At 35.5% G+C, this 26777-nt stretch carries 19 protein-coding genes; 13 read left to right on the forward strand and 6 right to left on the reverse strand.

Features of this window, described 5'->3' with window-relative positions:
* Window positions 1–208: 208 nt before the first annotated feature.
* Window positions 209–2716, reverse strand: a complete 2508-nt coding sequence (locus tag BW936_RS05210; protein ID WP_076547231.1) for a beta-galactosidase — start codon at window positions 2714–2716, stop codon at window positions 209–211.
* 448 nt (window positions 2717–3164) lie between these two features.
* Here BW936_RS05210 and BW936_RS05215 point away from each other — a divergent pair, with 448 nt between their 5' ends.
* The gene (locus BW936_RS05215; protein WP_084181985.1) at window positions 3165–5429 is read left to right on the forward strand and encodes an alpha-L-rhamnosidase-related protein; all 2265 of its coding nucleotides are present in this window, start codon (window positions 3165–3167) and stop codon (window positions 5427–5429) included.
* Window positions 5430–5822: 393 nt separating this feature from the next.
* Here the strand turns inward: BW936_RS05215 and BW936_RS05220 are convergent, their stop codons facing one another.
* Complete coding sequence (locus tag BW936_RS05220) at window positions 5823–6863, reverse strand: GntR family transcriptional regulator (protein WP_084182029.1); 1041 nt, start codon at window positions 6861–6863, stop codon at window positions 5823–5825.
* 195 nt (window positions 6864–7058) lie between these two features.
* Here BW936_RS05220 and BW936_RS05225 point away from each other — a divergent pair, with 195 nt between their 5' ends.
* The 7 genes from BW936_RS05225 to BW936_RS05255 all read left to right on the forward strand — a co-directional run bounded on the left by BW936_RS05225 (window position 7059) and on the right by BW936_RS05255 (window position 16356).
* The gene (locus BW936_RS05225; protein WP_076547964.1) at window positions 7059–9164 is read left to right on the forward strand and encodes a bifunctional aldolase/short-chain dehydrogenase; all 2106 of its coding nucleotides are present in this window, start codon (window positions 7059–7061) and stop codon (window positions 9162–9164) included.
* 78 nt (window positions 9165–9242) lie between these two features.
* Window positions 9243–10523 carry a sugar isomerase gene (locus BW936_RS05230; protein WP_076547234.1) on the forward strand — a complete coding sequence of 427 codons (1281 nt, stop codon included), beginning with the start codon at window positions 9243–9245 and terminating at the stop codon, window positions 10521–10523.
* Window positions 10524–10532: 9 nt separating this feature from the next.
* The gene (locus BW936_RS05235) at window positions 10533–11906 is read left to right on the forward strand and encodes an FGGY-family carbohydrate kinase (protein WP_076547235.1); all 1374 of its coding nucleotides are present in this window, start codon (window positions 10533–10535) and stop codon (window positions 11904–11906) included.
* A 2-nt stretch (window positions 11907–11908) separates the two neighbouring features.
* Window positions 11909–13054, forward strand: coding sequence for an alpha-hydroxy acid oxidase (locus BW936_RS05240; RefSeq protein WP_076547236.1), 1146 nt, complete (start codon window positions 11909–11911; stop codon window positions 13052–13054).
* 19 nt (window positions 13055–13073) lie between these two features.
* On the forward strand, window positions 13074–14480 hold the full coding sequence (locus BW936_RS05245; RefSeq protein ID WP_076547237.1) for a purine-cytosine permease family protein: 1407 nt from the start codon (window positions 13074–13076) through the stop codon (window positions 14478–14480).
* A 368-nt stretch (window positions 14481–14848) separates the two neighbouring features.
* Window positions 14849–16054 (forward strand): bifunctional alpha/beta hydrolase/OsmC family protein, encoded by a 1206-nt coding sequence (locus BW936_RS05250; protein WP_076547238.1) that lies wholly within the window; start codon window positions 14849–14851, stop codon window positions 16052–16054.
* Between the two features lie 23 nt (window positions 16055–16077).
* Complete coding sequence (locus tag BW936_RS05255; RefSeq protein ID WP_208611114.1) at window positions 16078–16356, forward strand: DUF427 domain-containing protein; 279 nt, start codon at window positions 16078–16080, stop codon at window positions 16354–16356.
* 63 nt (window positions 16357–16419) lie between these two features.
* On the opposite strand, the gene BW936_RS05260 is transcribed toward BW936_RS05255, so the two are convergent.
* A complete protein-coding gene (locus BW936_RS05260) occupies window positions 16420–16668 on the reverse strand; it encodes a hypothetical protein (protein ID WP_076547240.1) in 249 nt (82 codons plus the stop codon).
* A gap of 132 nt (window positions 16669–16800) precedes the next feature.
* Window positions 16801–19179 carry a TonB-dependent receptor gene (locus BW936_RS05265; protein ID WP_076547241.1) on the reverse strand — a complete coding sequence of 793 codons (2379 nt, stop codon included), beginning with the start codon at window positions 19177–19179 and terminating at the stop codon, window positions 16801–16803.
* Window positions 19180–19363: 184 nt separating this feature from the next.
* Here BW936_RS05265 and BW936_RS05270 point away from each other — a divergent pair, with 184 nt between their 5' ends.
* Together BW936_RS05270 and BW936_RS05275 are read left to right on the forward strand one after the other, a co-directional pair.
* Window positions 19364–20392 (forward strand): sensor histidine kinase, encoded by a 1029-nt coding sequence (locus BW936_RS05270; RefSeq protein ID WP_076547242.1) that lies wholly within the window; start codon window positions 19364–19366, stop codon window positions 20390–20392.
* Entirely contained in the window at window positions 20389–21096 is a 708-nt protein-coding gene (locus tag BW936_RS05275; protein ID WP_076547243.1) for a LytR/AlgR family response regulator transcription factor, read from the forward strand. Before BW936_RS05270 ends, BW936_RS05275 begins: the two co-directional genes overlap by 4 nt.
* A gap of 100 nt (window positions 21097–21196) precedes the next feature.
* Here the strand turns inward: BW936_RS05275 and BW936_RS20045 are convergent, their stop codons facing one another.
* Together BW936_RS20045 and BW936_RS05280 are read right to left on the reverse strand one after the other, a co-directional pair.
* Complete coding sequence (locus BW936_RS20045; protein WP_262493991.1) at window positions 21197–21319, reverse strand: hypothetical protein; 123 nt, start codon at window positions 21317–21319, stop codon at window positions 21197–21199.
* A gap of 532 nt (window positions 21320–21851) precedes the next feature.
* Window positions 21852–23099 (reverse strand): 3-deoxy-D-manno-octulosonic acid transferase, encoded by a 1248-nt coding sequence (locus tag BW936_RS05280; protein ID WP_076547244.1) that lies wholly within the window; start codon window positions 23097–23099, stop codon window positions 21852–21854.
* Window positions 23100–23189: 90 nt separating this feature from the next.
* Between BW936_RS05280 and BW936_RS05285 the strand changes: the two genes are divergently transcribed.
* The 3 genes from BW936_RS05285 (at window position 23190) to BW936_RS05295 (ending at window position 26755) form a co-directional block, all read left to right on the forward strand.
* Window positions 23190–24344, forward strand: a complete 1155-nt coding sequence (locus BW936_RS05285) for a DegT/DnrJ/EryC1/StrS family aminotransferase (RefSeq protein ID WP_076547245.1) — start codon at window positions 23190–23192, stop codon at window positions 24342–24344.
* A 43-nt stretch (window positions 24345–24387) separates the two neighbouring features.
* Window positions 24388–25404, forward strand: coding sequence for a UDP-glucose 4-epimerase GalE (gene galE, locus BW936_RS05290; protein WP_076547246.1), 1017 nt, complete (start codon window positions 24388–24390; stop codon window positions 25402–25404).
* Window positions 25405–25480: 76 nt separating this feature from the next.
* The gene (locus BW936_RS05295; protein WP_076547247.1) at window positions 25481–26755 is read left to right on the forward strand and encodes a metal-dependent hydrolase family protein; all 1275 of its coding nucleotides are present in this window, start codon (window positions 25481–25483) and stop codon (window positions 26753–26755) included.
* Window positions 26756–26777 lie beyond the last annotated feature (22 nt).

Here is a 26777-nt window from a genome sequence, read left to right on the forward strand (position 1 = left end):
TTGGCGCTAGAAGCGACCTATACCTGAACCATTAATAGTTTCTGCTACTTGACTTTCATTACTGTATTGTTCTCATGTGAAAATAATAGCTGTAACGCTCGTGATAATTTAAAATTTACCAAAAGCTTAAGAGCGTTTAATAGCAAATATTTTATAAGAACGTAATCTTAAGACGCATTTTATTGCGTTAGGGTATTACCGATTTTTTCTAATTTTTAGCGGTATCTTTTAAGTCTAAAATGAATTCATATTCTGGAATAAGTGTTATATTTTTTAAAATAGCACCGTCAGTTTTCACAAAATTTAAATCTGTATTTTCTTCAAAATATATGTTATCTGTTGATGTCAACGGAGATATTTGAAAAATAAATTCTCCTTTTTGTAGTTTGCTTTGATGTCTTTTTAATCCAAAAGGCATGGGAGTACCATTATAAAAATTGTCTGCAATAATGATATCATCTGCATATAACTGTGCTGTATTGCCTTTATAGTCAAAGTTTAATAGGACATCATTTACTCCCTGTGGTAGTTTTTTTGGAAGATTCACTTTATAACTTGCAAATAATTTTTCCTTTTCAAGTTTATGGCTATAAGGCAGTTCCGTTGGGGTTTTTAAATTGATCCATTTATTTTTTAAAGAATCGTTAAATGTAGGTGTGAATGATATTTTTGGTGTTTCCCAATTTTGAAGGGTTATTTCATAAGCGGTAAAAATGCCATCTGAACCAATTTTAAACTTGGTGTTGGGTAATTCAGGATAAGACCAAAAATTAATTAAATTATCTCCTAAAGATCTTAATGTCAAAGCTCCCTTATTTGAGTCAAGCATTGAAAATTCCTGATTTAAAAATAACACTTCTTCCCCGTTAATTTTAAACTCATATGCCTGTAATGCTTCATTTTTAGATAAGATTATTATTTTAATTCGTTCATTATTTTTTTTGATAATTTCAATACTACAATCTTTACCTGATTTTAGGTTTGTAACGATCTGTGCACCATTTTCATGTGTCAGCTTTCCTTTCGTTATTATTTCTTTAATGTGCTCATTTTTAAACTTAAACTCTGGGGTAACACCTTCCATTTCATAGAAAAAGTAGGTCTTTTCTTTATTATCTAAAATTGAAAAGGGGTGGGCAGTAGCATAGGCTAAAGTTATGCCCTCTATATTCATATTGAAAGGTATGATGCCATATGATCCATTGTTGATATCTATACCTTTTTTAGGAAGTTCAATGGTATCTTTGTCATTGATATTTATTGAAAATTGAACATTTTTATGGTCCCTTAAATCTAATTGACGGACATAATTGTTGAAAAATATATAACCTGCTCCATCTTTATTTCGAACGGAATAACGTAAAGCAGTGTTATTTGCTGGGTTTTTTGGTGCATCATTGGGTAAAGTAGGATACATTGGCGCTAAGTTTTCTCCAAAATTTTCAATGAACAAATGTGTTAGCTTAAAATCATTATAGTACGGTCGGGCAAACCCCCATTCTGAAATTGGAGCCAAAAAATCGTAAGAAATCATAGGGTAGTCGTTGGCATAAGGATATATTTGATTTTTACTTTCTTGCGTTGGGTATTCGTTCCCATTGCTCAATGGGTGCTGAACTCCATGGTATATATAGTATCCTATAGTATTTGCTCCAACACCTAATCTAGTGTATATTAATGAAATCATATCCGCTGCTTTTAATAGCGGTCTTCTATGATAAGTCATTTGGTTGCCCGCACCCATTTCTACAGTTAAATATGGATGTCTATAAATTGGTCTTTTATTGGATTGTTCCTTCTCATAAAAATCCATGTCTGAACCAATTTTTTTATCTAATCTTGTAGATATAAACAGATAGTTATCTATTGGGGAAAGTTTATTTGCATGACCGGTCCACGGGGCAGCAGGGTAACCGCCCCATAATGGTAGTAATTCTGTGTCTGGAAGTTCTTTTCCTGGCCACCCGGTTGCGGTATAAAAGGGTACATCGATATTAAAAGATTCGGCTAATTTTCTAAGTCCTGATAAAAATTCATATCCTTCACTGCCCGGTCCACCACTCCATACTTCATTGTCTACTTGAATAGCGAATATTGGACCTCCATCTTTATAATAAAGGTCTTTAAATTGGTCACTTAACGCTTTATACCAATTTGAATAATGTTCAGTAGAGAATTCATCAATTCTATTATATCGGCTACTTGATAATCCTGCTTCTTTCATTTTTTTAACAAACCACTCAGGGTATCCGCCATTTCTAGCTTCTCCATGTGCCCAAGGACCAATTCTCGGAAAAGCTAGTAAATCATGTTTGGCACACAATTCTATAAAATGACGTATATCTAGATTTTTGTCAAATGAAATTTCTCCTTCATTCTGTTCATGAAGTAGCCAAAGAGCATAAAATCCAATAGCGTCAATTCCGCTTGCTTTCATTTTTAATATTCCTTCTTCCCAATCCTCTCTTGGATATCTAGAATATTGAAATTCGCCCATTACCATTATTACGGGCTTACCATTTTTGGTTATGTAATAATTATTAATCTCAAATTTGCCTTCTTTAGGAGATGTGTTCGTTCCTAACTTATAATACTCATCATTAATGATTTCTGAATCATCTATAATAGTTATTTCATGTTTTTCTACATTTTCTTGTCCGTTTAGGTGAACACAACCAGTTACAAAGGGTAGAAGTAAGTAAATAATATATTTCATAATCTAATAATTTTATTCAAAATTAGATGTTAGCTACATGTTAACTGTTCTGTACTTACCTGTTTCAGTGAATAATAATTTATAATCTTAGATAGCTTTAATTGTACGTTATTCAAGAACTCGTGTTTCTTTTCATTCTTGGTATTGATGTTTGTGTTAAAGTCTCTACCTATCGGTTTTTACAACTATATTACACCCTGGTTTAATAGTTAACTCCTTCTTACCGGTGCTTTTAGGTAATGCATATATGCACCAAAAGGTAGCAGCGAATTTCTTTTTAGATTTGGGTCTAGATTGAGCTTTATGTTCTTAAAATCTACTGTATTTACAATGCTGGTTGGTTTAGAAAGAACTGTCATTACTTATTTGGAGAATTAGGCTACAGGTCAGTACAGGATAGGTATGTATATAGTAAGCTATAGATTTACCTGAATAAAATTTATAACTCATGATGAAGAATACTATTCTTTTTGCTTTTATTATTTTGTGTAGCTGTAACGTTGTAAACACAAGGTCGAAAAACGATATGGCTAAATGGATAACCGTTTCAGATTTTCAGCACGCACCTAACCAATGGTATAATTTAAGAAAATCATTCAATTTGGATGAAATTCCATCAAAGGCGACTGTAAAAATTTCGGTCGATAGTAAATATTGGTTATGGGTTAATGGAACTTTAGTGATTAGAGAAGGGATGGTTAAACGAGGGCCAAACCCTAGTGATACCTATTATGACGAATTAGATCTTGCTAAGTTTTTAAAAAAGGGCAAGAATACCGTAGCGGTACTGGCATGGTACTTTGGTAAAGAAGGTTTTTCTCATAAGGATAGCGGTAAGTTCGGTTTCTTTTTCAATGGGGATATAGGGGGGCAAAGTGTAGTTAGCGATCATACGTGGAAGATACGTGAAAATAGCGCTTATCAGCGTGTAACCGGGTGGGAGCGATCTTCAAATTATAGGCTACCGGAAGTTGATGTAAAATATGTGGCTACAGCAAATATAGAGAACTGGCAAAATATAGATTTTGATGACTCTTCTTGGGATACTCCTATTGAAGTTGGAGCGGAAGGCGTAGCTCCATGGAACAACTTGGTAAAACGTAATATTCCACAATGGAAGGATTTTGGATTGAAAAAAGTAGCTGCTGCAGATTTGGTAAAAAACAAGAATAGGGTAACCCTAAAATTACCCTACAATATGCAATTTTCATATTATATCAAGGTAAAATCTAAAGGAGCAGGTAAAGTTATTGATATTAAGACCGATAGCTATGATTGGCTAAATGACGTACCTATTAGTTCTCAATATGTAACAAAAGAAGGTATTCAAGAATATGAACATTTTCCTTGGATGAGCGGTCATGAGATTACCTTTGATTTGGAAGATGGAATTCAATTATTAGAGGCAGGCTATCGAGAAACTGGCTATAAATCAGAAATAGATGGTTCGTTTGAAATTGATGACCCCTTTATGATGACCTTTCTGCAAAAAGCTGAAAATACCCTATATGTAAATATGAGGGATACATGGTTCGATTGTCCGGATAGAGAAAGGGCACAATGGTGGGGTGACCTCGTATTACTAATGGAAGAGAGTTTCTATGTTCTGGATAATGATGCTCATGCTCTCAGTCTCAAGGGTATTCGTGAACTAGTAGATTGGCAAAAAGATAACGGTGTCTTGTATTCACCGATACCGGCAGGTAATTGGGATAGAGAGTTGCCTCAACAAATGTTGGCTGCTGTTGCTTTAGGCTTCAAAAACTATATGATGTATACTGGTGACATGGAAACCTATAAATATGTGTTTCCTCACGTAAAAAAATACCTTGACCTTTGGTCAGTAGATCCAAATGGACACGTAAATTTTAAATCTGGTGGATGGAATTGGTCAGATTGGGGTAGTAAGGTGGATTCAGAGCTATTAGAACAGGCTTGGTATTATATGGCCTTGGAAACCTATGCAGATATTGCAGATAAAGTAGGTGAAATAGCAGAGCGGGATAGGGCGACTGCTACATTGGAGAAAATTAAAACATTTGTCAACGATAATTATTGGACAAAAAAAGGGTATCGATCATCTAATTATAAGGAAGAAATTGATGACCGTGGAAATGGTATGATGGTTCTAGCGGGTATTGCGGAGCAAGATAAATATGAGACCATTTCAACTTTATTGCAAAATGTAAAACATTCCAGTCCTTATATTGATAAATACCAATTAGAGGCTTTGTTTATGATGGGGAAAAGTGAGCAAGCATTATCTAGAATTAAAACGAGGTATAAAGCCATGGTAGATTCAGAACTTACCACTTTATGGGAGCTCTTTGAGTTAGGAAATAGCTCTTACAATCACGGCTGGAGTGGAGGTCCCCTGACCATAATGTACAAATACATGGCAGGTATAAAGCCAATTAGACCTGGTTTTGAACAGTTTGAAGTATTTCCTGAACCATTAAGTTACAAAAACATAAAATGTAGTATATCTACCATTAAAGGTAATATATCCTTAAAATATGCTCAAAACTTGGATAATACATCCATAGAGATTTCAGTACCTGAACAGTCTGAGGCTATGATAAGGGTGCCGTCCGGGGCATTGAACGTTGAGATTAAAGGAAAGGGAGATTACCGTTCCGTGGCATCTAAAAATGATGAAAAATACAAGTACTATACGCTTTCAAGTGGTAAGTGGGTAGTAAATTATAAGTAATTAAACTTTAAAACTCGTACTACAAAACCAATTCATTTGGTTATGATAGCTAAGGAATTTATAGAAGTAGCCTCTAAAGTAAGTTTTAGAGGCTATTTTGTTCTCGTTAATAACAATATAGAACTAGGTGTCCCTTATTTGTAAATAGGTATTGATTCTGTCCTGAGTGTGGTGTCTATTGATGTCCTAATCGCCATTGGTGCCCATAACAAGTAGTTATACAAGTTTTAGACTGTTGAAGTATTTTCTTTTTTCTTTTTTCAATATTTAAATAGACAGATGATCGGTATTGACTACTATATGCTATTGTAAGTCTGATAAAAAATAGCACTCTGGAGTTATATGTTTAAGGGAGAATTAGTTGTTTTACTGTTGCCTTGGTTACTTGTAATATTACAGTGAGTTGCGGTCAATAAAATTAAAGGGGTTTTTAATTTTACCTTTCTCTTTGTTCATAATCATACGGGAAGCAGTTTCGCCCATGGCCTTAAAATCTGTAGAGATGACGGTAATGCCCAGTAGTTCCTTTAATGGGGTGTCATTATAAGAGATAACCCCTATTTCTACGCCTAAAATAAATTCTTTGTCACGTATTTGGTTTACCAAACTTACCAAGTCGTTTTCTTCAATGGTAATAAAAAGGTCACCCTTTTTAAGAATGATGTCATCAAAAATTTCATCTAGGATTTCAAAATCCAATTGGTGCTCACCGCAAAATTTACGAAAGCCATTCAAAATCCTTTTAGGATAAGGGTAAACGGCTTTTTCAGGATAGACTAAAATCAATTTTCCGTATCTAGATATTTTGGGTAACCCTTCCTTTAATGCATTATAGATGTCATTTTCAAAATCTTGATAAATTTCAACAATGTTTCCTTCAATGTCAAGATTGTTATTGTCCATTAAAATAAGCTTGTCCTTAGGAATCGCATTAATAGCGTTTATGGCTTCTTTGGTATAGCTTACATGTTTTAGATTTTCAGTCTTGAAATGCGGCATGATAATATAATAGTCATACGTATTGGAGTTTTTTTCTAAAGCATTTAAAAACAAAGAGTTGTCGCAATGGTAAATATGAAGGTCTGTATGTGAGTTGCCACCTATCGTATTTATGAATGAATTATAAATACGCATTTTATAGGCACTTAGCTTGTTAATGAGGAAAAGTATATTGACTTTAGATATCAGTTTTGTGCGGGTAATATAATACCCTTTCCCTCTTATAGATGTTATTATCTTACGTTCCTTTAAAATTTGATAAGCCTTTTCTACAGTATCTCGAGAGAGTATAAATTCTTCACTAAAGCTATTTATTGAAGGTATTTTGTCATCTATCTTTAGATTGCCATTGGCAACATTACTGATAATGGAATCTACTATCTGTCTATATTTAGGAATTCTAGAATTATTATCTATTTTAAAGTGTTTGTACATATCCATACTCATGAGTAATTTAAAAAGTTAAGTTTACCACTTTTTATTGTAAATAAACAATGTCGGATATTGGTTTTTCTTTTTTACCATACTCACCTAGAAAATCAAAAAGACCTGCTTGCAGTACAGTACAGGATGCAATAAGAAAAACTCTATTATACTTTAGCGAATATAAATATTATGAAGTTTTTAAATATGAATCATTCCATAAAGAATTTTAAGTATGTTAACTATCTCTGGGAAGAGAGTAAGGCAGAGGCGCTAGGTGATGACCAGGTAGAATTGTTTCTTTACCGGTCCAATATTTTGGGTGCCGATCTGCGTATTACTAATTACGGGGGGGGTAATACCAGTTGTAAGACTATAGAAAAAGACCCGCTTAGTAATGAAGAAGTAGAGGTAATGTGGGTTAAAGGTTCTGGAGGAGATATTGGTACTTTGAACAAAGCTGGTATTGCCGGGTTATATACAGAAAGGTTAAGAAACTTAAAGAATATTTATAGCGACCTTTCAGATGAGGACCGTATGGTTGGCCTTTTTAACCATTGTATCTATGACCTAGACAGTAAAGCACCATCTATAGATACGCCCTTACATGGTTTATTGCCTTTTAAGCATATAGATCATTTACATCCAGATGCATTGATAGCCGTAGCTGCTGCTAAGGATAGTGAAAAGATTACGAAAGAAATCTGGGGAGATACTATGGGTTGGGTGCCATGGCAAAAGCCAGGTTTTGATTTAGGCCTACAATTAGAGAAGTGTTTACATGATAACCCTGGAATACGAGGAATTGTTCTGGGAAGCCATGGTCTTTTCACTTGGGGAGATACTTCTTATGAATGTTATGTAAACAGTCTTGAGGTTATAGAATCAGCTTCGGCATATATTGCCAAAAAAATAGAGGAAAAAGGTAGTGTATTTGGAGGGCAAAAGGTGCAATCGCTGCCTAAAGAAGAGCGATTGGAAAAAGCTTCTCAATTAATACCGTTGCTTAGGGGGCTTTGTTCTTCTGAAAATAGGATGATAGGGCATTTTACCGACAATGATGTAGTCATGGAATTTATAAATAGTAATGACCTTTTGCGTCTAGCTCCTATGGGAACTTCTTGTCCTGATCATTTTCTTAGAACCAAAATACAACCCTTAGTATTAGATTTAAGTACTGACGAGGATTTGAGTGATCCAAAAGCGGTTCTGAAAAAACTAGAACCAGCTTTTGAAGCGTACAGAACAGAGTACAAAGACTATTATGAAGCCTGTAAAAAAGAAAACAGCCCAGCGGTACGTGACCCAAATCCCGTAATTATTATTTATCCGGGTATAGGAATGTTCAGTTTTGCCAAGAACAAACAGACCACCAGGGTGGCCAGTGAATTTTATATTAACGCAATAAACGTAATGAGAGGTGCAGAGGCTATAACGGAATATACCTCTTTGCCCAGACAAGAAGCTTTTGATATAGAATATTGGTTGCTAGAGGAGGCTAAATTACAACGAATGCCTAAAGAACAACCGCTGTCTAGGAAAGTAGCCTTGGTCACCGGGGCAGGAGGAGGCATAGGTAAAGCTATTGCGGATAAATTGGTGAAAGAGGGCGCTAACGTGGTATTGGCAGATATAGCCGAAGATCGATTAATGGAAGCAATGGAGACCTACAAACCAGATACCGTAAGTTATGCGGTTTGTGATGTTACCAAAAGAGAATCTATTGAAGCGGCTTTTAATAAAACTTGTTTAGAGTTTGGTGGTGTTGATATTGTGGTGCATAGCGCAGGCTTGGCTATTTCTAAACCATTGCAAGAAACTTCAGAAAAGGATTGGGATATTTTACAGAATGTGCTAGTAAAAGGACAGTTTGAACTTGCTAAACAGTCAGTTGCCATAATGCGAAAACAAGATTTTGGAGGTAATTTTATTAGTATAGCTAGTAAGAACGGCTTAGTTTCCGGTCCAAATAACGTAGGGTATGGAACAGCAAAGGCAGCACAACAGCATATGGTCCGTTTGTTGGCCGCAGAATTAGGTGGTGATAAAATACGGGTAAACACCATAAACCCTGATGGTGTGATCGTGGATAGTAAAATTTGGGAAGGCGATTGGGCCGAAGGTAGGGCAAAAGCTCATGGCATTACTGTAGATGAACTTCCTCAACATTACGCAAAAAGAAATTTATTGAATGAAATTATTTATCCAGAGGATATTGCAAAAGGTGTTTTTGCCTGTGTTGCCATCTTGGAAAAGACCACAGGTAATATAATAAACGTAGATGGTGGTATGGCCAACGCATTTGTAAGATAAATAGTGAGTTAGTTTTGTTAATGACCTGTCAGAATAACGTGTTAATTTCTGATAGGTCTAATGCTAATTGGGATTATAATGAGAATAGATAAAGATAGAATACAGGATAAGAACCAAAAAGATTTAAAATCGCATCAAGAAAGTTTTGATTTTTTATCGAACAGGCTAGAAAAGAACAATTGCAATGTTAATGATATCATTGATAAATTATCTAAATTTCAAGTAGCCATTCCTAGCTGGGCCTTAGGTGCCGGAGGAACTAGATTTGGTAGGTTTTCCTTTCAGGGAGAGCCATCTACCTTAGAACAGAAAATAGATGATGTGGGTATTTTACATGCTCTTACCCAAACTGCAGGGGCTATATCTCTCCATATTCCTTGGGATGTTCCACAGGATTATGAAGCTATAAAGCAGTTGGCAGTCTCGCATAATATTATTTTTGATGCGGTAAACTCAAATACTTTTCAAGATCAAAAAAACGCAGAGAAAAGCTATCGGTTCGGTTCGCTTAGTAACCGGGAAAAGACCATAAGGGAACAAGCGGTACAGCATAACATTGATGTGATCAATATAGGCAGAAAATTGGGGTCAAAAAGTCTAACGGTCTGGTTGGCAGATGGATCTAATTTTCCTGGTCAAAACAATTTTCAAAACGCTTTGCAGCATACACAGGATAGCTTAAAAAACATCTATGGGGCATTACCAGATGATTGGAAAATGTTCATTGAATACAAGCCTTATGAACCAAATTTTTATAGTACCGTAATCCAAGATTGGGGTACATCTTTTATGTTGGCTAACGAATGTGGCGAAAAAGCATATACTTTAGTGGATTTGGGCCACCATTTGCCAAATTCAAATATAGAGCAGATCGTAGCAACATTAATGTTAAAGGGAAAACTGGGGGGATTTCATTTTAACGATAGTAAATATGGTGATGACGATATTACCGTTGGTAGTATTAAGCCATACACCCTCTTTTTAATATTTAATGAACTGGTCTACGGGATGAATAATAACCCTCAAAATCCTTACCCAGCTTGGATGATAGATGCTAGCCATAATATTAAAGACCCATTAGAAGATTTAATCCAATCTTTGGAAGCTATTCAAGAAGCATATGCCAAGGCGCTTTTAATTGATCAAGCGCAATTGAGAGCTGCGCAAATAGAAAATGATGTGGTACGCTGTCAAGAGATACTTCAGAACGCCTATCGTACAGATGTAAGGCCTTTGTTGCAACAGGCTAGGCTCACAACCGGAGGGGCACTTTCGCCTTTACATATTTATCGATCACTTAAGGTAAGGGAGAATTTGATAACTGCTAGAGGTGTAAACAGTAAAGCCGTAGGATTATAATTCAACGAAATGAAAGAGAAAGTAACGGCTGTATTCGATATTGGAAAGACCAACAAAAAATTCTTTTTATTCGATAAAGATTTTCAAGAGGTGTATCGTGAATATACTCGTTTTGATACTACTGAAGATGAAGATGGCTATCCAACGGAAGACCTGGAAAAACTAAAAAAATGGTTGAAGAAGGTTTTTGATAGCATATTGAACGCTAAGCAGTACAACATTACTTCTATTAATTTTTCAACTTATGGTGCAAGCCTAGTTCATTTAGATGAAAATGATGAGGTGTTGACGCCCCTTTACAATTATACTAAAGATATTCCTCAGGATATTATAGATTTATTTAATGAAAAATATGGCTCAAAATTAGACTTTGCAGTAACCACCGGTTCACCCGTTTCGGGGATGCTAAATTCTGGTTTACAGCTTTTTTGGTTGAAACATACAAAACCGGAAATCTTTAAAAAGATAAAATATTCTTTGCACTTGCCGCAATATGTAAGTTATATTTTTACTGGTATAGCAGTAAGTGAATATACCAGTATTGGTTGCCATACTGCACTTTGGAATTACGCAAAAAAAGATTATCACGATTGGGTCTATAAAGAAGAAATAAACAAAATATTACCTAGAATTGTTTCTGCCGAGACCAGTATAAATATGAACTATAATGGTAAGCGTATTAAATTAGGTGTTGGTATACATGATAGCTCGGCAGCACTGTTGCCCTATATTCGAAGTGTTAAAAAGAAATTCATACTGGTGTCTACCGGTACATGGAGCATTGCCATGAATCCTTTCTCTAAAGGAGGATTAAAAGATTCTGATATTAAAAAAAAATGCATCAATTATATGCGTATTAATGGTAAGACCGTAAAAGCTTCTCGTTTGTTTCTTGGAAATGAATATAAGGAACAGATTAAAAGACTTTCTAATCATTTTCAAGTTCCATTAGATTATCATAAAACCATTCGTTTTGATCATGATATTTATTTTACAATCGTGAAGAATTTCGAACATATGTACAAGTGGGTTTGCATTAGTGATGAAAAGATGGCAAAGTCAACCAAAATTCCTTACACCACTTTTGAATATGCCTACCATCAATTAATGGTAGAGTTGGTTTTAATGCAGGTAGAAAGTATTAAGACCGTAAGTGGAAAAGAAAAAATAAAGAAATTATATATCGATGGAGGGTTTTCAGATAACGAAGTATTCATACAACTAATGTCACACTACCTTAGAAATATGACATTGAGTACTACAAATTCGTCTTTAGGATCTGCTCTTGGTGCGGCACTGTGTATTTCTGATACAAAACTAAACGCTAAGTTTCTTAGAAAGAACTATACCCTGAAAAAGCACTTGCCCTTTATAATTCAATAATTATGGAATTAAAAATAAATTCACGATACCCATCTGTAGATGACTTACGGATAAAAGCAAAAAAGAGGGTGCCTCAATTTGCTTTTGACTATTTAGATGGTGGTTGCAACGAAGATGTAAGTATAACAAGAAATACGGCAGAAATTAGAGAGGTGCAGTTACAACCCCGATACCTTCGAAATTTTGGGGAGAGCAACACCCGATCAAAAATTTTAGGATTAGAGTACGATGCTCCTTTTGGTATTTCTCCAGTAGGACTTCAAGGTCTAATGTGGCCTAATTCTCCTGAAATTTTGGCAAAGGCCGCGCATAAGCACAACGTTCCTTTTATTTTAAGTACCGTAACCACCATGGGTATAGAAAAAGCAAGTGAGCTTACGGAAGGGAAGGCTTGGTTTCAGTTATATAATCCTGTCGATGATGCTTTACGCGATGACATCATTGATCGTGTAGAAGCTTCCGGGAGTCCTGTATTGGTGCTTCTTTGCGATGTACCAACGTTTGGATACAGACCGCGCGATATCCGTAACGGTCTGGCATTACCTCCTAAAATGTCTTTAAAAAATATGCTTCAGATTTTAGGAAAGCCAACTTGGGCTTACAATACACTAAAATATGGACAGCCTACATTTCAGACCTTGAAACCCTATACCCCTGAAGGATTAAATCTAAAGCAATTGGGACAATTTATGGACCAGACCTTTTCTGGTAAATTAAATGCAGAGAGGATAAAGCCAATTCGCGATAGATGGAAAGGTAAGCTAGTACTAAAGGGCGTTACCTCTGAACAAGATGTGAAAGACTGTATAGGTATGGGTTTTGATGGTGTTATTATGTCAAACCACGGCGGTAGACAATTAGATGCCGCGCAATCGACAATAAATTCACTTCGTGACATTACCAAGTATAATGATCAAATTGAAATTATGATGGATAGTGGGCTTCGTTCTGGGCCAGATATAGCAAGAGCCATCGCCAGTGGCGCCAAGTTTACCTTTATGGGACGCTCTTTTATGTACGGAACCGCAGCTTTGGGAAACAGTGGCGGTGATCATACCATTGCTTTATTAAAGATTCAATTTAAGCAGGTGATGGACCAGCTTTGTTGCAAGCGGGTAGAAGATTTGCCTAGCTACCTATTGAAATAATGACCACTAATACCAATATATGAGCCAATTTAATATTGAAGAAGAAATAGAGGAGATTGCAGGAGGGGAATTTGAGCGTGTACCGGTACCTGCATCCAAACTTAGAAGTTGGAAGAGTTTTCTTGGTATGTATGCCGGTGAACATGCTGCCGGTACTGAATTTGTCATAGGACCTTTGTTCCTAACAACTGGGGTAAGTGCTTTTGATCTTATTGTGGGGCTTCTTTTAGGGAACCTATTGGCTGTGCTCAGCTGGCGTTTTTTGACAGCCGAGATTGCAGTAAAGTATAGATTGACCTTATATTATCAACTAGAAAATATCTGTGGTAAGAACCTGGTTACTGGCTATAATTTGGCCAACGGACTACTTTTTTGTTTTTTGGCGGGTGCTATGATAACTGTTTCGGCTACAGCAGTGGGTATACCGTTTGATATGGAAATGCCTAAACTTACCGATACGATGCCTAATGGTATAACGTGGGTCGTAATTGTTTTGTGTCTTGGTGCGGTTATCTCTTTAATCGCCTCAAAAGGGTATGAAACCGTGTCCAAAGCGGCAAATTGGATGTCTCCGGTTATAATAATGGCATTTGTGGCATGTGGTATAGTGGCCTTGAATAAATTGGAGGTAAATAGTCTATCTGAATTTTGGAGTATATGGGGTGAAGGTGCCGAGCCATTTCCAGGGCAGATTAAATTTACTTTTTGGCATGTACTTATTTGGTCATGGTTTGCTAATGCGGCTATGCACATTGGCATGTCTGATTTATCGGTTTTTAGATTTGCAAAGAAAGCTAGTAGCGGGTGGACCACGGCAGCCGGTATGTACGTAGGGCATTATATGGCGTGGATAGCGGCAGCCTTGCTTTACGCGGTTTATTTGAAATCACCAGAAGCTAAAGCATTGCTCTCTATTGGTGAAGCCCCAACGGTGGCTCCAGGTCCTTTGGCTAATGATGCTATTGGTATTTTTGGAATTATAGCTGTTGTTTTAGCTGGTTGGACCACTGCAAACCCAACTATCTACAGGGCAGGTCTTGCTTTTCAGGCAATTATGCCAAAAGTTTCTACTTTTTGGGTAACTATAATTGCAGGTTCTGTCGCAACTATAGCTGGTCTTTTTCCGGCATTTGCGATGAAATTATTAGGTTTTGTAGCATTCTACGGATTTATTTTGGCACCTTTTGGTGCAATTATAGTGTTTGAACATTTTTTCTATAAACAAGCAGGTATCGTTAAAAATTATGCCAGGGTAGCAAACCTAAAATTCAACAGTGCGGTGTTTTTTGCTTGGTTAATCAGCTTTGGACTGTTCTATTTTATATCAGTTCAATTTAACGTTTTCCTATCATTTGTAACATTGCCGGCATGGTTGCTTTGTGGATTACTTTTTCTAGTATTTAGTAAATTTATTCAAAGAAGGTGAATGGGTACCGTTAGTTCGTAAATAGTCAATTCAACTTTGTTTGTTGCAGGTTTTAGCCTTCTTGTTTTGGATTTATATAAGGTTGATGAGGTTGAAGTATTTAGTTCTGAATAATGAATAGGTAAGGAAATTTCAAAAAAAACAGTATGTTTTTATCATATATAATGACCGGTTATCAATGCTAAAGCTCAATCTATTGTCTTACAGATAGAGTTCATGCTTTTATGACCATTATAATATGAAGTTTTCTATTGTGTTGCGAAGTTTTTTATAGACTTACCTCATATTACTTTTCAACGACGTTGTAAGTTTTTCTTTTTGTTTACTTCTAATACCGTATATTAGGTAATAGCATAGAAAAATAACATATGGGTTTCGAAAAAGTATCTTTCACTAATTCTCAAGGTAAACAATTGGCGGCAAGATTAGAATTGCCTACAAATCAAGAAGCGCATAGTTATGCGATTTTTGCGCATTGTTTTACATGTAATAAGAATTTTTCTGCTGTTCGTAATATATCAAGGGCATTGGTTGGTAAGGGTATTGCCGTTCTCCGATTCGATTTTACCGGTTTGGGGGAGAGTGAAGGAGATTTTGAAGAGACCAATTTTTCTTCTAATGTATCTGACTTGATTGAGGCTGCTAAATTTTTAGAAGAAAATTATAAAGCACCTTCGTTGGTAATAGGTCATTCTTTAGGCGGGGCTGCGGTTATTTTTGCAGCTTCTGAATTAGATTCTGTAGTTGCCGTTTGTACAATTGGTGCACCTTCTTCTCCAGCTCATGTTCAACATTTGTTTAAATCTAATGTGGAAGAAATTAATGCAACGGGCAAGGCAAGAGTGAATATCGGTGGGCGTGATTTTACAATAAAAAAAGATTTTATAGACGATATTGAATCTAAGTCCATGAAAGAGGTTTTAAAGAGTATGAGAAAGCCATATGTGGTCATACATTCTCCTCAAGATACCGTTGTAGGTATTGAAAATGCAAAAGAACTGTATCAATATGCGCATCATCCTAAAAGTTTTATATCTATTGATAAGGCAGATCACCTTTTAACAAGTAGTGATGATTCTACTTACGTTGGTAATGTAATTGCAGGTTGGGCAGAACGTTATTTGGGAAAACCTAAAAGACAAAAGCTGAAAACTAATCATCAGGTTGCAGTAAGTATAGGTAATGAAGGGTTTACATCTGAAATTGTCTCTGGTAATCATTTGCTCATTGCTGATGAGCCAAAAGATTTTGGAGGTAATGATTTTGGACCATCACCCTATGATTATGTCTCTTCTGGTTTAGGTGCTTGTACGGTAATGACCTTGAGAATGTATGCTAGTAGAAAAAAATGGGATTTGACGAAAGTAATTGTTCATATTGACCATGGAAAAGAACATGCCCCAGATTCTGGAAATACGCAATTAGTTAATAAGATTGATACCTTTAGAAGACGAATAGAACTTTTTGGTGAATTAGATGATAAACAAAGAAATAGATTGATGGAAATAGCGGATAAATGTCCTGTGCATAAAACACTTTCTTCGGTAGCGCACATTGAAACGGAATTAATATAAATCTACTAAATTAAATACACATGATACAAGCCATTTGGAATGATACGGTTATAGCAGAGAGTGATGCTACCGTTGTAATAGAAGGTAATCATTATTTTCCTCCTCAAGATATTAAAAAAGAGTTTTTTAAACCTACAGAAACCAGTTCAATTTGTGCCTGGAAAGGAATAGCGTCCTATTATGACGTGGAAGTCAATAATGAGGTGAATAAAGACGCGGCTTGGTATTACCCTGAAGTTTCAGAATTGGCAAAAGGTATTAAAGGGTATGTGGCTTTCTGGAAAGGCGTTGAAGTAAAATAGTTTTGCATAAAAAAAGGACAGCCTTAGGCTGTCCTTTTTTTATGCAATGTGTAATTGTTGTATTTAAGCGGAGGCATTCTGTGGAGCCCAATGGCTACATGACATACCTGGAGCTGCTTTTTTAGGATTAGCACAATCGCTAGATTCAAAACGAATACAGGTTACACAATTGGTATCATCTTTTAAAGCGGCTTTCATTTCAAAACTATCACAGGTATAGCTGTTTCCAACTTGTACGCCGTGTACTTTACAAGTGTTACCTTCAACTAAATTGTCACAATTGACACAGCTATTTCCTAATCTTATCGACATAATCTTCTGTTTTAAATTCAATTAAAGCTACATCCATAGTCCTTTAGAAACAATTTAAATAGCTGTTTTTCAGTAGTATGTATTTAGATTATTTAAAAATAGCCGTGATAATATCTATGGTTTTTATGTGATTTAGAATCGCTTCTGACCTGAGAATTCCATGGCTTCTCCTTTTCCAAAACCGAAACTGATACCTAAGGTTACAAAGCGTCCTCTATTGCTATAATCCCTTAAGTAGTAGGTAGGTTGGCTAGTAATACTCTCGCTTATACGAGAAGCAAAAACATCTCTCACGCTTAAGTTAACAATAGCCTTGCCTTTAAGAATCTTTTTACGTGCTCCAAAATCCATAAATAGATTATCGGATACTTCTTGTTGAAGTGTTCGGTAGCTAGAGCGGTAATTGCCTGTAAGCTCTAAGTCAATAGCTGCGGGTAATTTAAATTTACCGGTTAGGCGTGTAGACCATTGATCACCTTTAAAATCGAACGAACTACCTTCAAAGTCTCCTTCTCTTGTAAAATGACTGTAATTGAAATCGTTAGTGAAGGACAACCAATTTGCGGGAATATATTTGGCATTAAACTCTACACCGGTAGTATTATTAATACCTACATTTTCAGGTCTTGAAATACTTATGTTGTCTTCAAACGCTACAATATCTTCCACAACGTCTTCTGTATGTCTATAAAAAACACCAAGATTCATAGAGACTTTTCCTAGCTTATAGATGCTGGTAACTTCAAAACTGTCGGTAAATTCTGGCTGTAGGTCTGCGTTACCAGTGCTAATGCTGAAATTGTTTCTAATATTATAAAACGGATTCAAATCCCATAGACGAGGTCTGAAAATACGTTTTGAATATCCTGCTTGCAATGACAGGTCATCGTTTATTTTATAAGATGTGTGCCCACTAGGGAAAAGATTATTATAATTTTTGTCATTGCTTACATTGGTAGTCTGTAGCAAGGTGGCAACATCGGTATCTTCAAAACGAAGCCCTAATTTTATACCCCATTTATCACCTTCATAAGCTGTTGTACCATAAATTCCTAATACCTTTTGGGTCCATTCGAATACATTGGTCAAGTTAGGATCTTCAATAAAATTTGCTCCATCAAAATTGCTAATGGCAAAATCATTTTCTACGTCGTTTATTTGATATTGAGCTCCGGTCTCCAATGTAAATTGTTCTGACCAAGGGTGTGTGTAGTCTGCCTTAAATGTATATTCTGCCTGAGTGAAATCTGTTCTACTTTTTTGAAGTGTGTCGTCATCAGTACCAATAGTAGTCGTGTTATTAAAGTCTGATGTTTGGTCTTTTGCAAAAAGATTTCCGGTTGCACTTAACAATAACGATTGTTCTTCATTGCCTTCAAAGTCTTTTTTGTATTGCAGTTCGTAGGAGTATTTGGGGTTTGTGGCTTCCGTCAGTTCTTGTCTTCTAAAAGCATCTGTCAATGTGTTGCTATCATCAAAAGTGCTGAATATGGCATCTGCATTTTCTTTTTCCCATTCATAAGCGAAATTTCCTGATAGTGTAATGACGTTAAGGTCGTTGATATGATAATCTGTACCTAGAATTAGGTTGAAGAATGTCTCGTTCTTGTCACTTTCGCCAAAACTGTTGATGTACGTGCCATTTTCCAAATTACGATTTTCGGTCTCTTGATCCCTAGGAAAGGTTCTGCGACCAAAACCAAGCTGACTAAATAGGTTGAATTTTTCTGTACGCCTATTTAAGCTAAGTCCTAAACTGTGATTGTTAGGTATACCCGTATTCAATGTAACAGCACCATTTAATCCTTTCTTCTCCTCTTTTTTAAGAACGATATTAATAATTCCTGATGTGCCTTCGGCATCGTATTTTGCAGAAGGGTTGGTAATAACCTCTATACGCTCGATCATATCTGCGGTTAAGGTTCCAAGGGCATTGCCTTGCTCATTGGCTAAAACAGATGGTTTTCCATTAATCAGCATTTGAACTCCTTGACTACCACGAAGACTTACCGCACCTTCAATATTTACATTTACAGAAGGTACATTGTTCAATACTTCTAAAGCACTGGCACCGGTACTGCTTAAATCTGCGCCTACATTGAAAACGCGTTTGTCTAATTTAAATACCGTCTGACTAATTTGACCTTCTACCACCACTTCGTTTAATTGTTGAGAATCTTCAGCAATGGAAACTGTTCCTAAATTAATTTTTCCGTTGGTAATGGTAGGGTTGTCAAATCTTTTGGTAGTAAACCCAATAAAACTAACTTCTATGTAGAATTCAGAAGCTGTGGTTTCTAAGGTGAAACTACCATCTTGTAAGGTTGTTGTACCTGCAATAGGTTTTTGATTGGTTGGGTTACCTACAAGAACGGTCGCAAATTCTATAGGACCGCCATTATTTGTTTCTACTATTTTTCCGGTAATAGTGGTTATATTTTGTGCAAATGTGCTGTTATTTGCTAATATTGAAATAACAATAAGTAATAAAAGATGGAACTGTTTATGCATAATTCTAATAATGTTGATCACTGTAAAGATGCATTTTACTTTTTTGGTATAAAATCTTAATTCTGCAAACGACAGTTGTTTTAGTGTAAACGACATTAGGTCTTTCTATGGCGTTTACCTGTTTAAATACGTTGATGACGGTTTTGTTAATTGGATTATGTTGGTAAAATGGTATTTTTAAATAATGACCTTAAACTCCTACATTGGCACTAGTCATACTAAAGAAGTTCTGTTTCAGATTTTCTTACATGGTGTGGTTTTTCTTTTTTTTACATTTGACAAATATGAGCCTGAAATACAAGGGTTTAAGGTTGTGGGATTTTTAAATTATGCGATAGGGGCTTTTATTATCAATTACATTTTGTTGCCTCGTTTTTTTTATAAAAAAAGGTATTGGTATTTTTTAAGTTATGTGGTAATTGTAGTAACGGTTAATATAGCTATTGAAGAGCTGGTTTTAGAACAAATTTTTTATCCAGATACGCGTGCTATGCATTTTCCGGGAGTTATATATAGCCTTCTTGACGTTATGCCGGTAATTTTGATTTTAGTAGGATTCAAATTTGCTTGGGACGCTTCTAAAAAACAATTAGAGGTAGAGGAGCTTCGTACCTCTGTTAAAGAAAGTGAATTGCTATTTTTAAAGTCACAGATAAATCCTCATTTTTTATTCAATAATTTAAACAATTTGTATTCCTATGCCATAGAACAATCACCGAAAACACCTTCTATTATTCTTGAGTTATCTTCTGTATTGCGTTACATGCTTTATGATTGCAAAGAGGAATATGTTGCTATACGGAAAGAAATGGAACACTTAAGGAACTTTACCCAGCTCAACGAAATGCAAATTGAAGAAAGGGGGAAAGTAAGTTTTCAAACTCCACAAATAACAGATGGTTATAGAATTGCACCATTAATTCTATCGGTATTTATAGAGAATGCCTTTAAACATAGTACGGGTAGCCAGTCAGAGAATATTTTTATAGATGTGAATATTTCTTTAAATGATAAGGGAGTTTTAAATTTTGAATGTAGAAATTCATTTTTGGCAGTAACAAATACAGCAAACCTCTCTAAAGGTATAGGGTTACAGAATGTGCAGAAAAGACTAGAATTACTATACCCAAAGTCACACCGATTGTTTATTCAGAAAGCGAATAATGTATATTATGTGCATTTAAAACTGCAACTAACCGAGACGCATAAATGATAAAATGTATAATCGTTGAAGATCAACCACCAGCGCAAAGGGTACTGAAAAAGTACATTGACGATGTTAAGAATCTTGAATTGAAAGCAATTTTTGCAGATGCAATTTCAGCTATAGATTATCTAAAAGAAGAAAAAATAGATCTAATTTTCTTAGATATTCATTTGCCTAAAATTTCAGGTATTGAATTTTTAAAAGTACTTAAAAACAAGCCAGCTGTAATTTTAACTACTGCATTTTCAGACTACGCTTTAGAAAGTTACGAATATGATGTGGTAGATTATCTCTTAAAACCCTTTTCGTTTAAGCGTTTTGTTCAAGCAGTACATAAATTGCCAAACCCAAATGAGGTTTTAGAACACAATTTTGAGGTAGCGGTACATGATGTTTTAGCTAACGTTATATTTATAAAATGTGGTTACGAGCATATTAAAATTGAAGTGGGAGATATACGATTTATACAGTCAGATGCGGATTATACGGAGCTTTATACAAAAGATAGAAAGTATCTTTCACATGAAACTTTGAAATACTGGCAAGAGTTTTTGGATTCGCAGCTATTTTTAAGAATTCATAGATCATACATTCTTAATATTTGTAAAATCCATAAAATTATTGGTAATCAGGTATTGTTGGAAAGTGGTGAAAGCCTGCCTATTGGTAGAGCGTATAAAGAAGATTTTATGAATAAAGTAATAAAATAACCTTAGGTCAGGAGTTTGTAAAATAATTTTAGAAAAAAAGCTCCTAATTAAAGGAGCTTTTTTAAAGTAGTTTTTACAATAAGGGTATGGTGTTAAAAGATTAAACAATCCCTAAAAGGGCTAATAATGAACCTACTGCAACAACTGCTAAAAATGCATTCATTGCTACAACAAGCACGGATAGATACGTTTCTACTCCGGTTTTAAATGATAAATTGTTCATAACATTACCTACTTTAAAGTTACACTACTAAAGTTAGTTGAATTAGGCAACAATTCTGCGAAAAAAGTTGTAAAACACTCATTTTCAGTTGTGAAGAGGTGTTTTTTTGTGGTCTAGAGTTTTGTGGGTGTGAATTTTAACCTAAAAATAAGTAGCTCGTCGACATTTAAATTACGGTTTGTTATAATTTGTGGCTTTTGTGAGCAACATAACTATTTTTCTAGTTAATCAGATTTAACCAATCTGCTATTGCCGCCAAGGGTACTGATAAAAGTATTATTATTAAGCAGATAATCATTAATTTAAGAAAGCCGTTAAGTATTTTAACTCCTGAAGATAGTTCTTGTTCCATAATAATTGTTCTATTGTTCTGTAATCAATATGGTGAATCTAACTTAAAGTGCTATCAAATAGGATAGTAAAAACGATTAAAGTATAAAAAATACCTTTGTATAGTTCACTTTCTGTAAACTAATGTATTGTTTTTAAGCCTTTATAATAAGAGGCGGGGCAGATGATCAATGGAAAGAATTCAATCATTTGAAGTAAACACTGCGTTTAATTCATTGACAATGTGATCGGTTGCACCAGATTTCTCTTTGATGTAATTCGTGTTAATTTGCCCGGTTTTTAATCTATAAGCATTGTTTTTATAATACTTGTTAGTAAGTTCTTCAAATTTCTCGGTACTTTTTATAGAGATAACTCCTCCTAGATTTACTAATTCTTCAGCCTCGGTAAATCCTTCAAACTTTGGGCCAATAATTACTGGAATACCAAAAACAGCAGGTTCTAATGTATTGTGTAGACCTGTGGCAAAACCACCGCCAACATATGCCATATCCGCATAGCTATACACCTTGGTTAAAAGACCAATAGTATCAATGATGATGACATCGTTATTAGCTAAGTTCTCATTATTCATTTCAGAATAACGAACAACCTTCTTATTAATAGCGTTAACAATCTCTTGAATGTGACTGTCCTTAATGGTGTGTGGTGCAATAACAAATTTTATTGGCCGTGTATTCTTATTGATGTATGCTATGATGATTTTTTCGTCTTCTGCCCAAGTACTTCCCGCTACAAAACAATAGTGCTTATTTTTAAAGCGTTTCATGAAGTCTAATTCATTATTGCGCTCTAATATTTCACTTACCCTATCAAAACGAGTATCACCTGCAATAGTAGCCTTAGTGTATTCAACGGAGTTTAGTAATGTTTTTGATTTTTCATTCTGTACAAAAATCTGTGTAAAGTTGTTCAGTGCTTTGCGCATAAAACCTCCAAAAGGCTTAAAGAAAATCTGATTTTCTTTAAATAGGGCAGAAATTAAGAAGGTAGGTGTATTTCGTTTTTTTAGGGCGGCAAGGTAGTTGGGCCAAATTTCATATTTAATAAATATGGCAATATCTGGGTGTGCGGCATTTAAAAAGGAAGAAACTTTTCTTTTGGTATCTAAAGGTAGATAGCAAATGACATCGGCAATTTTACTATTCTTCTTTACCTCATATCCTGAGGGAGAAAAGAAAGTGAGAAGTATTTTGTAGTTAGGATATTTGAATTTTAATTTTTCTAAAACCGGCAACCCTTGTTCATACTCACCTAACGATGCGGCGTGGATCCAAATGACTTTGTCTTCCTTTGAAATAGCTGCATTGATTAATGAAATTGTCTGTTTTCTTCCTTTTACAAATAAGGATAGTTTTGAGTTTGTTAGTGCTAATACCTTTAAAATGGCAGATGCGCTTATGACGAGAAAGTTATAGAGAAAGTACAAACTAATGGTTTTGGGCTAAATTACGTTTCTTTCCATAAAATTACTGTCGTCTGTTTTGTATTTTTGTATCACTTCATGTAATTATAACAGATGAAAAAGATACAAATGGTAGACCTAGGCGGTCAATACCAAGAAATTAAAGATCAAGTAAATACTTCAATAACCCAAATATTAGAAACATCGGCATTTATCAACGGTCCTGAGGTGCATGCTTTTCAAAAAGAACTAGAAGATTACCTACAGGTTAAACATGTAATTCCATGCGCCAACGGTACAGATGCTTTACAGATTGCAATGATGGGTTTAGGATTAAAGCCTGGCGATGAAGTCATAACTGCAGATTTTACTTTTGCCGCTACGGTAGAGGTAATTGCATTGTTACAATTGACTCCGGTTCTTGTTGATGTTTATCCTGATACGTTCAATATTGACATAGAGGCCATTGAAAAAGCGATTACGCCTAAAACGAAAGCCATTGTACCTGTGCATCTTTTTGGACAATGTGCCAATATGGATGCTATTCTTGCATTAGCTAAAAAACACAATTTATTCGTAATTGAGGATAATGCACAGGCAATTGGTGCTAGGTACTATTCAGAAGATAGTACTAAACATATGGCCGGTAGTATGGGCCATGTAGGTGCTACTTCATTTTTTCCGTCTAAAAACTTGGGTTGCTATGGAGATGGTGGGGCTATTTTTACCAATGATGATGAATTGGCCCATACCTTACGTGGTATTGTTAATCATGGTATGTATGAACGTTATCATCATGATGTAGTTGGGGTAAACTCAAGGTTGGATTCTATACAAGCTGCAGTGTTACGAGCCAAACTACCTAAACTAGATGGCTACTGTGAAGCGAGAAGAAATGCGGCACGTGCCTATTCAAAAGCATTTGAAGGGCAAGAGCATATTATTACACCTGTTACCGTGAATAATTGTGAAGGTATTTGTGATGTGTGCGACTGTCACGTTTTTCATCAATATACTTTGAGAATAACAAATGGTAAAAGAGATGAATTGGCACAATTTTTAGCTAAAAATGAAGTTCCTTTTGGTATCTATTATCCAATTCCTTTACATAAGCAAAAAGCGTATGTAGATGATCGATACAACGAAGCAGATTTTCCTGTAACGAATCAATTAGTGACAGAAGTCTTGTCGTTGCCAATGCATACAGAATTAGACGAAGAACAGATTAACTATATTACGGAGTTAATTATCGGGTTTGTAAATGGATAATAAGATAGTTTTTAAATTTGATAATGTTCAAATAGCAGTATAAATGAAAGTATTAGTAACAGGCGGATTAGGTTTTATTGGTTCTCATACCGTGGTAGAATTACAGAATAAAGGGTTTGAAGTTGTCATTATTGATGATTGTTCAAATTCTGATGAGAATGTACTTGATGGTATTAAAGCGATCACAGGTAAAAAGCCACTTTATGAGAAATTAGACTTAAAAGAAAAGCATAAGGTCGAAGACTTTTTTCAGCGTTATCAAGATGTTACAGGAGTCATTCATTTTGCAGCTTCAAAGGCGGTGGGAGAAAGTGTTGAGAAACCTCTTTTGTATTATGAAAACAATATCGGGACGTTAGTGTACATTCTAAAAGAGCTATGTAAAAAGAATAAAGCTAGTTTTATTTTTAGTTCTTCATGTACGGTATACGGGCAGGCAGATAAAATGCCAATTACGGAAGATGCCCCTGTTAAGGTTGCAGAATCTCCTTATGGCAATACGAAACAAATGGGCGAAGAAATAATTGCGGATACATGTAAAGTAACCCCTAGTTTAAATGCTATTGCCTTGCGTTATTTTAATCCAATGGGTGCACACCCAAGTGGGGAGATAGGAGAATTGCCTATAGGTGTGCCTCAGAATTTAGTGCCGTTTATTACCCAAACAGGCATTGGGTTAAGAGAGGAGTTGTCGGTTTTTGGTGCTGATTATCCTACTCCAGATGGTACTTGTATTAGAGATTATATTTATGTGGTAGATTTAGCTAAGGCCCATGTTGTAGCTTTAGAACGTTTACTAAATGATAAAAATGAATCTAATTATGAGGTTTTCAATGTTGGCACTGGTACAGGCAGTTCTGTCTTGGAAGCTATAAAAAGTTTTGAAAAGGTGTCTGGCAGAAAATTAAATTATAAGATAGTGGATAGAAGACCCGGTGATATCACTAGTGCGTATGCGGATACCACTAAGGCAAATAAAGTTTTAGGTTGGAAAGCAGAATATACTTTAGAAGAAGCTATGAATTACGCTTGGATCTGGGAGCAGAAAATACGGGATTGATTTTTTCACGTTTAACAGTATTAATAAGGGGAAATATAGCTATATTTCCCCTTATTAATTTAAAGACCAACCTCTTATGAAAAATGTATTGTTCCTTTTAATGTTAATGATGATTTCAGTTACAACTGCTCAAGATATTTATCTTCAGTGTGGTAAAATAGTTGATGTTGCATCTGGTAAAATTTTGTCTGAAAAAACAATAGTCATTTCAGAGAATAGGATAAAAGAGATTAAGAACGGTTTTGTAGTTGGTAGTGATACTGATCAAGTGATTGATTTATCATCTAAAACTATTTTACCAGGTTTTATAGATATGCATGTGCATATAGAAAGCGAATCTAGTCCGTCTAGATATTTGGAAGCTTTTACGATGAATGAAGCCGATGTGGCTTTTGAATCTACCGTATACGCCAAAAGAACTTTAATGGCGGGCTTTACAACGGTAAGGGATTTAGGAGGGTCAGGTGTAAATATAGCTTTAAAGAAAGCTATTGATAAGGGAGTGGTTGTAGGTCCAAGAATTTTTACTGCAGGTAAAGCATTGGCGTCTACGGGCGGTCATGCCGATCCCACTAACGGAAGAAGTAATGAATTAATGGGTGATCCAGGACCAAAAGAAGGTGTTGTAAATTCTCCTGAAGATGGAAGGAAAGCAGTTCGTCAACGCTATAAAGACGGTGCCGATGTTATTAAGATAACTGCTACTGGCGGAGTGCTGAGTGTTGCTAAGAGCGGTCAAAACCCTCAATTTACGATAGAAGAAATAAAAGCGATTACCGATACTGCAAATGACTACGGAATGCTGACTGCTGCCCATGCACATGGTGATGAAGGTATGCAAAGAGCAATTTTAGGAGGAATTAAAACTATTGAACACGGAACCTTGATGTCTGAGGAAACGATGGACTTGATGATTAAGCATAATACCTTTATGGTGCCTACTATTTCTGCAGGACAAGAAGCGGCAAGGTTGGCGAAAATACCAAACTACCTGCCACCGGTTGTAGCTAAAAAAGCGTTGGAAATTGGACCTAAGTTGAACGCTACCTTTACAAAAGCTTATAAAAAAGGGGTGAGTATCGCTTTTGGTACCGATTCTGGAGTGTCTCCTCATGGCGATAATGCCAAAGAATTTATTTATATGAACAAGGCAGGTATGCCTATAATTGAGGCTTTGCGTTCAGCTACGATTACTAATGCAATGCTTTTAGGTGAAAAAGAATTAGGCCAGATAAAAGAGGGTTATATAGCAGATATTGTAGCGGTAAATGAAAACCCTTTAGATCATGTTGAAACACTGACCAATGTGGTTTTTGTGATGAAAGAAGGGGTGGTTTATAAGAAACTATAACCGTATGGTTTTTTCCATTTAA

This window comes from Maribacter ulvicola (assembly GCF_900155985.1).
Taxonomy (GTDB): domain Bacteria; phylum Bacteroidota; class Bacteroidia; order Flavobacteriales; family Flavobacteriaceae; genus Maribacter; species Maribacter ulvicola.

Excerpts from the sequence above, each read along its gene's own strand:
- BW936_RS05210 (WP_076547231.1), bottom strand. The coding sequence starts at position 2,716 with ATGAAATATATTATTTACTTACTTCTACCCTTTGTAACTGGTTGTGTT.
- BW936_RS05215 (WP_084181985.1), top strand. The coding sequence starts at position 3,165 with ATGATGAAGAATACTATTCTTTTTGCTTTTATTATTTTGTGTAGCTGT.
- BW936_RS05220 (WP_084182029.1), bottom strand. The coding sequence starts at position 6,863 with ATGTACAAACACTTTAAAATAGATAATAATTCTAGAATTCCTAAATAT.
- BW936_RS05225 (WP_076547964.1), top strand. The coding sequence starts at position 7,059 with ATGAATCATTCCATAAAGAATTTTAAGTATGTTAACTATCTCTGGGAA.
- BW936_RS05230 (WP_076547234.1), top strand. The coding sequence starts at position 9,243 with ATGAGAATAGATAAAGATAGAATACAGGATAAGAACCAAAAAGATTTA.
- BW936_RS05235 (WP_076547235.1), top strand. The coding sequence starts at position 10,533 with ATGAAAGAGAAAGTAACGGCTGTATTCGATATTGGAAAGACCAACAAA.
- BW936_RS05240 (WP_076547236.1), top strand. The coding sequence starts at position 11,909 with ATGGAATTAAAAATAAATTCACGATACCCATCTGTAGATGACTTACGG.
- BW936_RS05245 (WP_076547237.1), top strand. The coding sequence starts at position 13,074 with ATGAGCCAATTTAATATTGAAGAAGAAATAGAGGAGATTGCAGGAGGG.
- BW936_RS05250 (WP_076547238.1), top strand. The coding sequence starts at position 14,849 with ATGGGTTTCGAAAAAGTATCTTTCACTAATTCTCAAGGTAAACAATTG.
- BW936_RS05260 (WP_076547240.1), bottom strand. The coding sequence starts at position 16,668 with ATGTCGATAAGATTAGGAAATAGCTGTGTCAATTGTGACAATTTAGTT.
- BW936_RS05265 (WP_076547241.1), bottom strand. The coding sequence starts at position 19,179 with ATGCATAAACAGTTCCATCTTTTATTACTTATTGTTATTTCAATATTA.
- BW936_RS05270 (WP_076547242.1), top strand. The coding sequence starts at position 19,364 with ATGACCTTAAACTCCTACATTGGCACTAGTCATACTAAAGAAGTTCTG.
- BW936_RS05275 (WP_076547243.1), top strand. The coding sequence starts at position 20,389 with ATGATAAAATGTATAATCGTTGAAGATCAACCACCAGCGCAAAGGGTA.
- BW936_RS20045 (WP_262493991.1), bottom strand. The coding sequence starts at position 21,319 with ATGAACAATTTATCATTTAAAACCGGAGTAGAAACGTATCTATCCGTG.
- BW936_RS05285 (WP_076547245.1), top strand. The coding sequence starts at position 23,190 with ATGAAAAAGATACAAATGGTAGACCTAGGCGGTCAATACCAAGAAATT.
- galE (WP_076547246.1), top strand. The coding sequence starts at position 24,388 with ATGAAAGTATTAGTAACAGGCGGATTAGGTTTTATTGGTTCTCATACC.
- BW936_RS05295 (WP_076547247.1), top strand. The coding sequence starts at position 25,481 with ATGAAAAATGTATTGTTCCTTTTAATGTTAATGATGATTTCAGTTACA.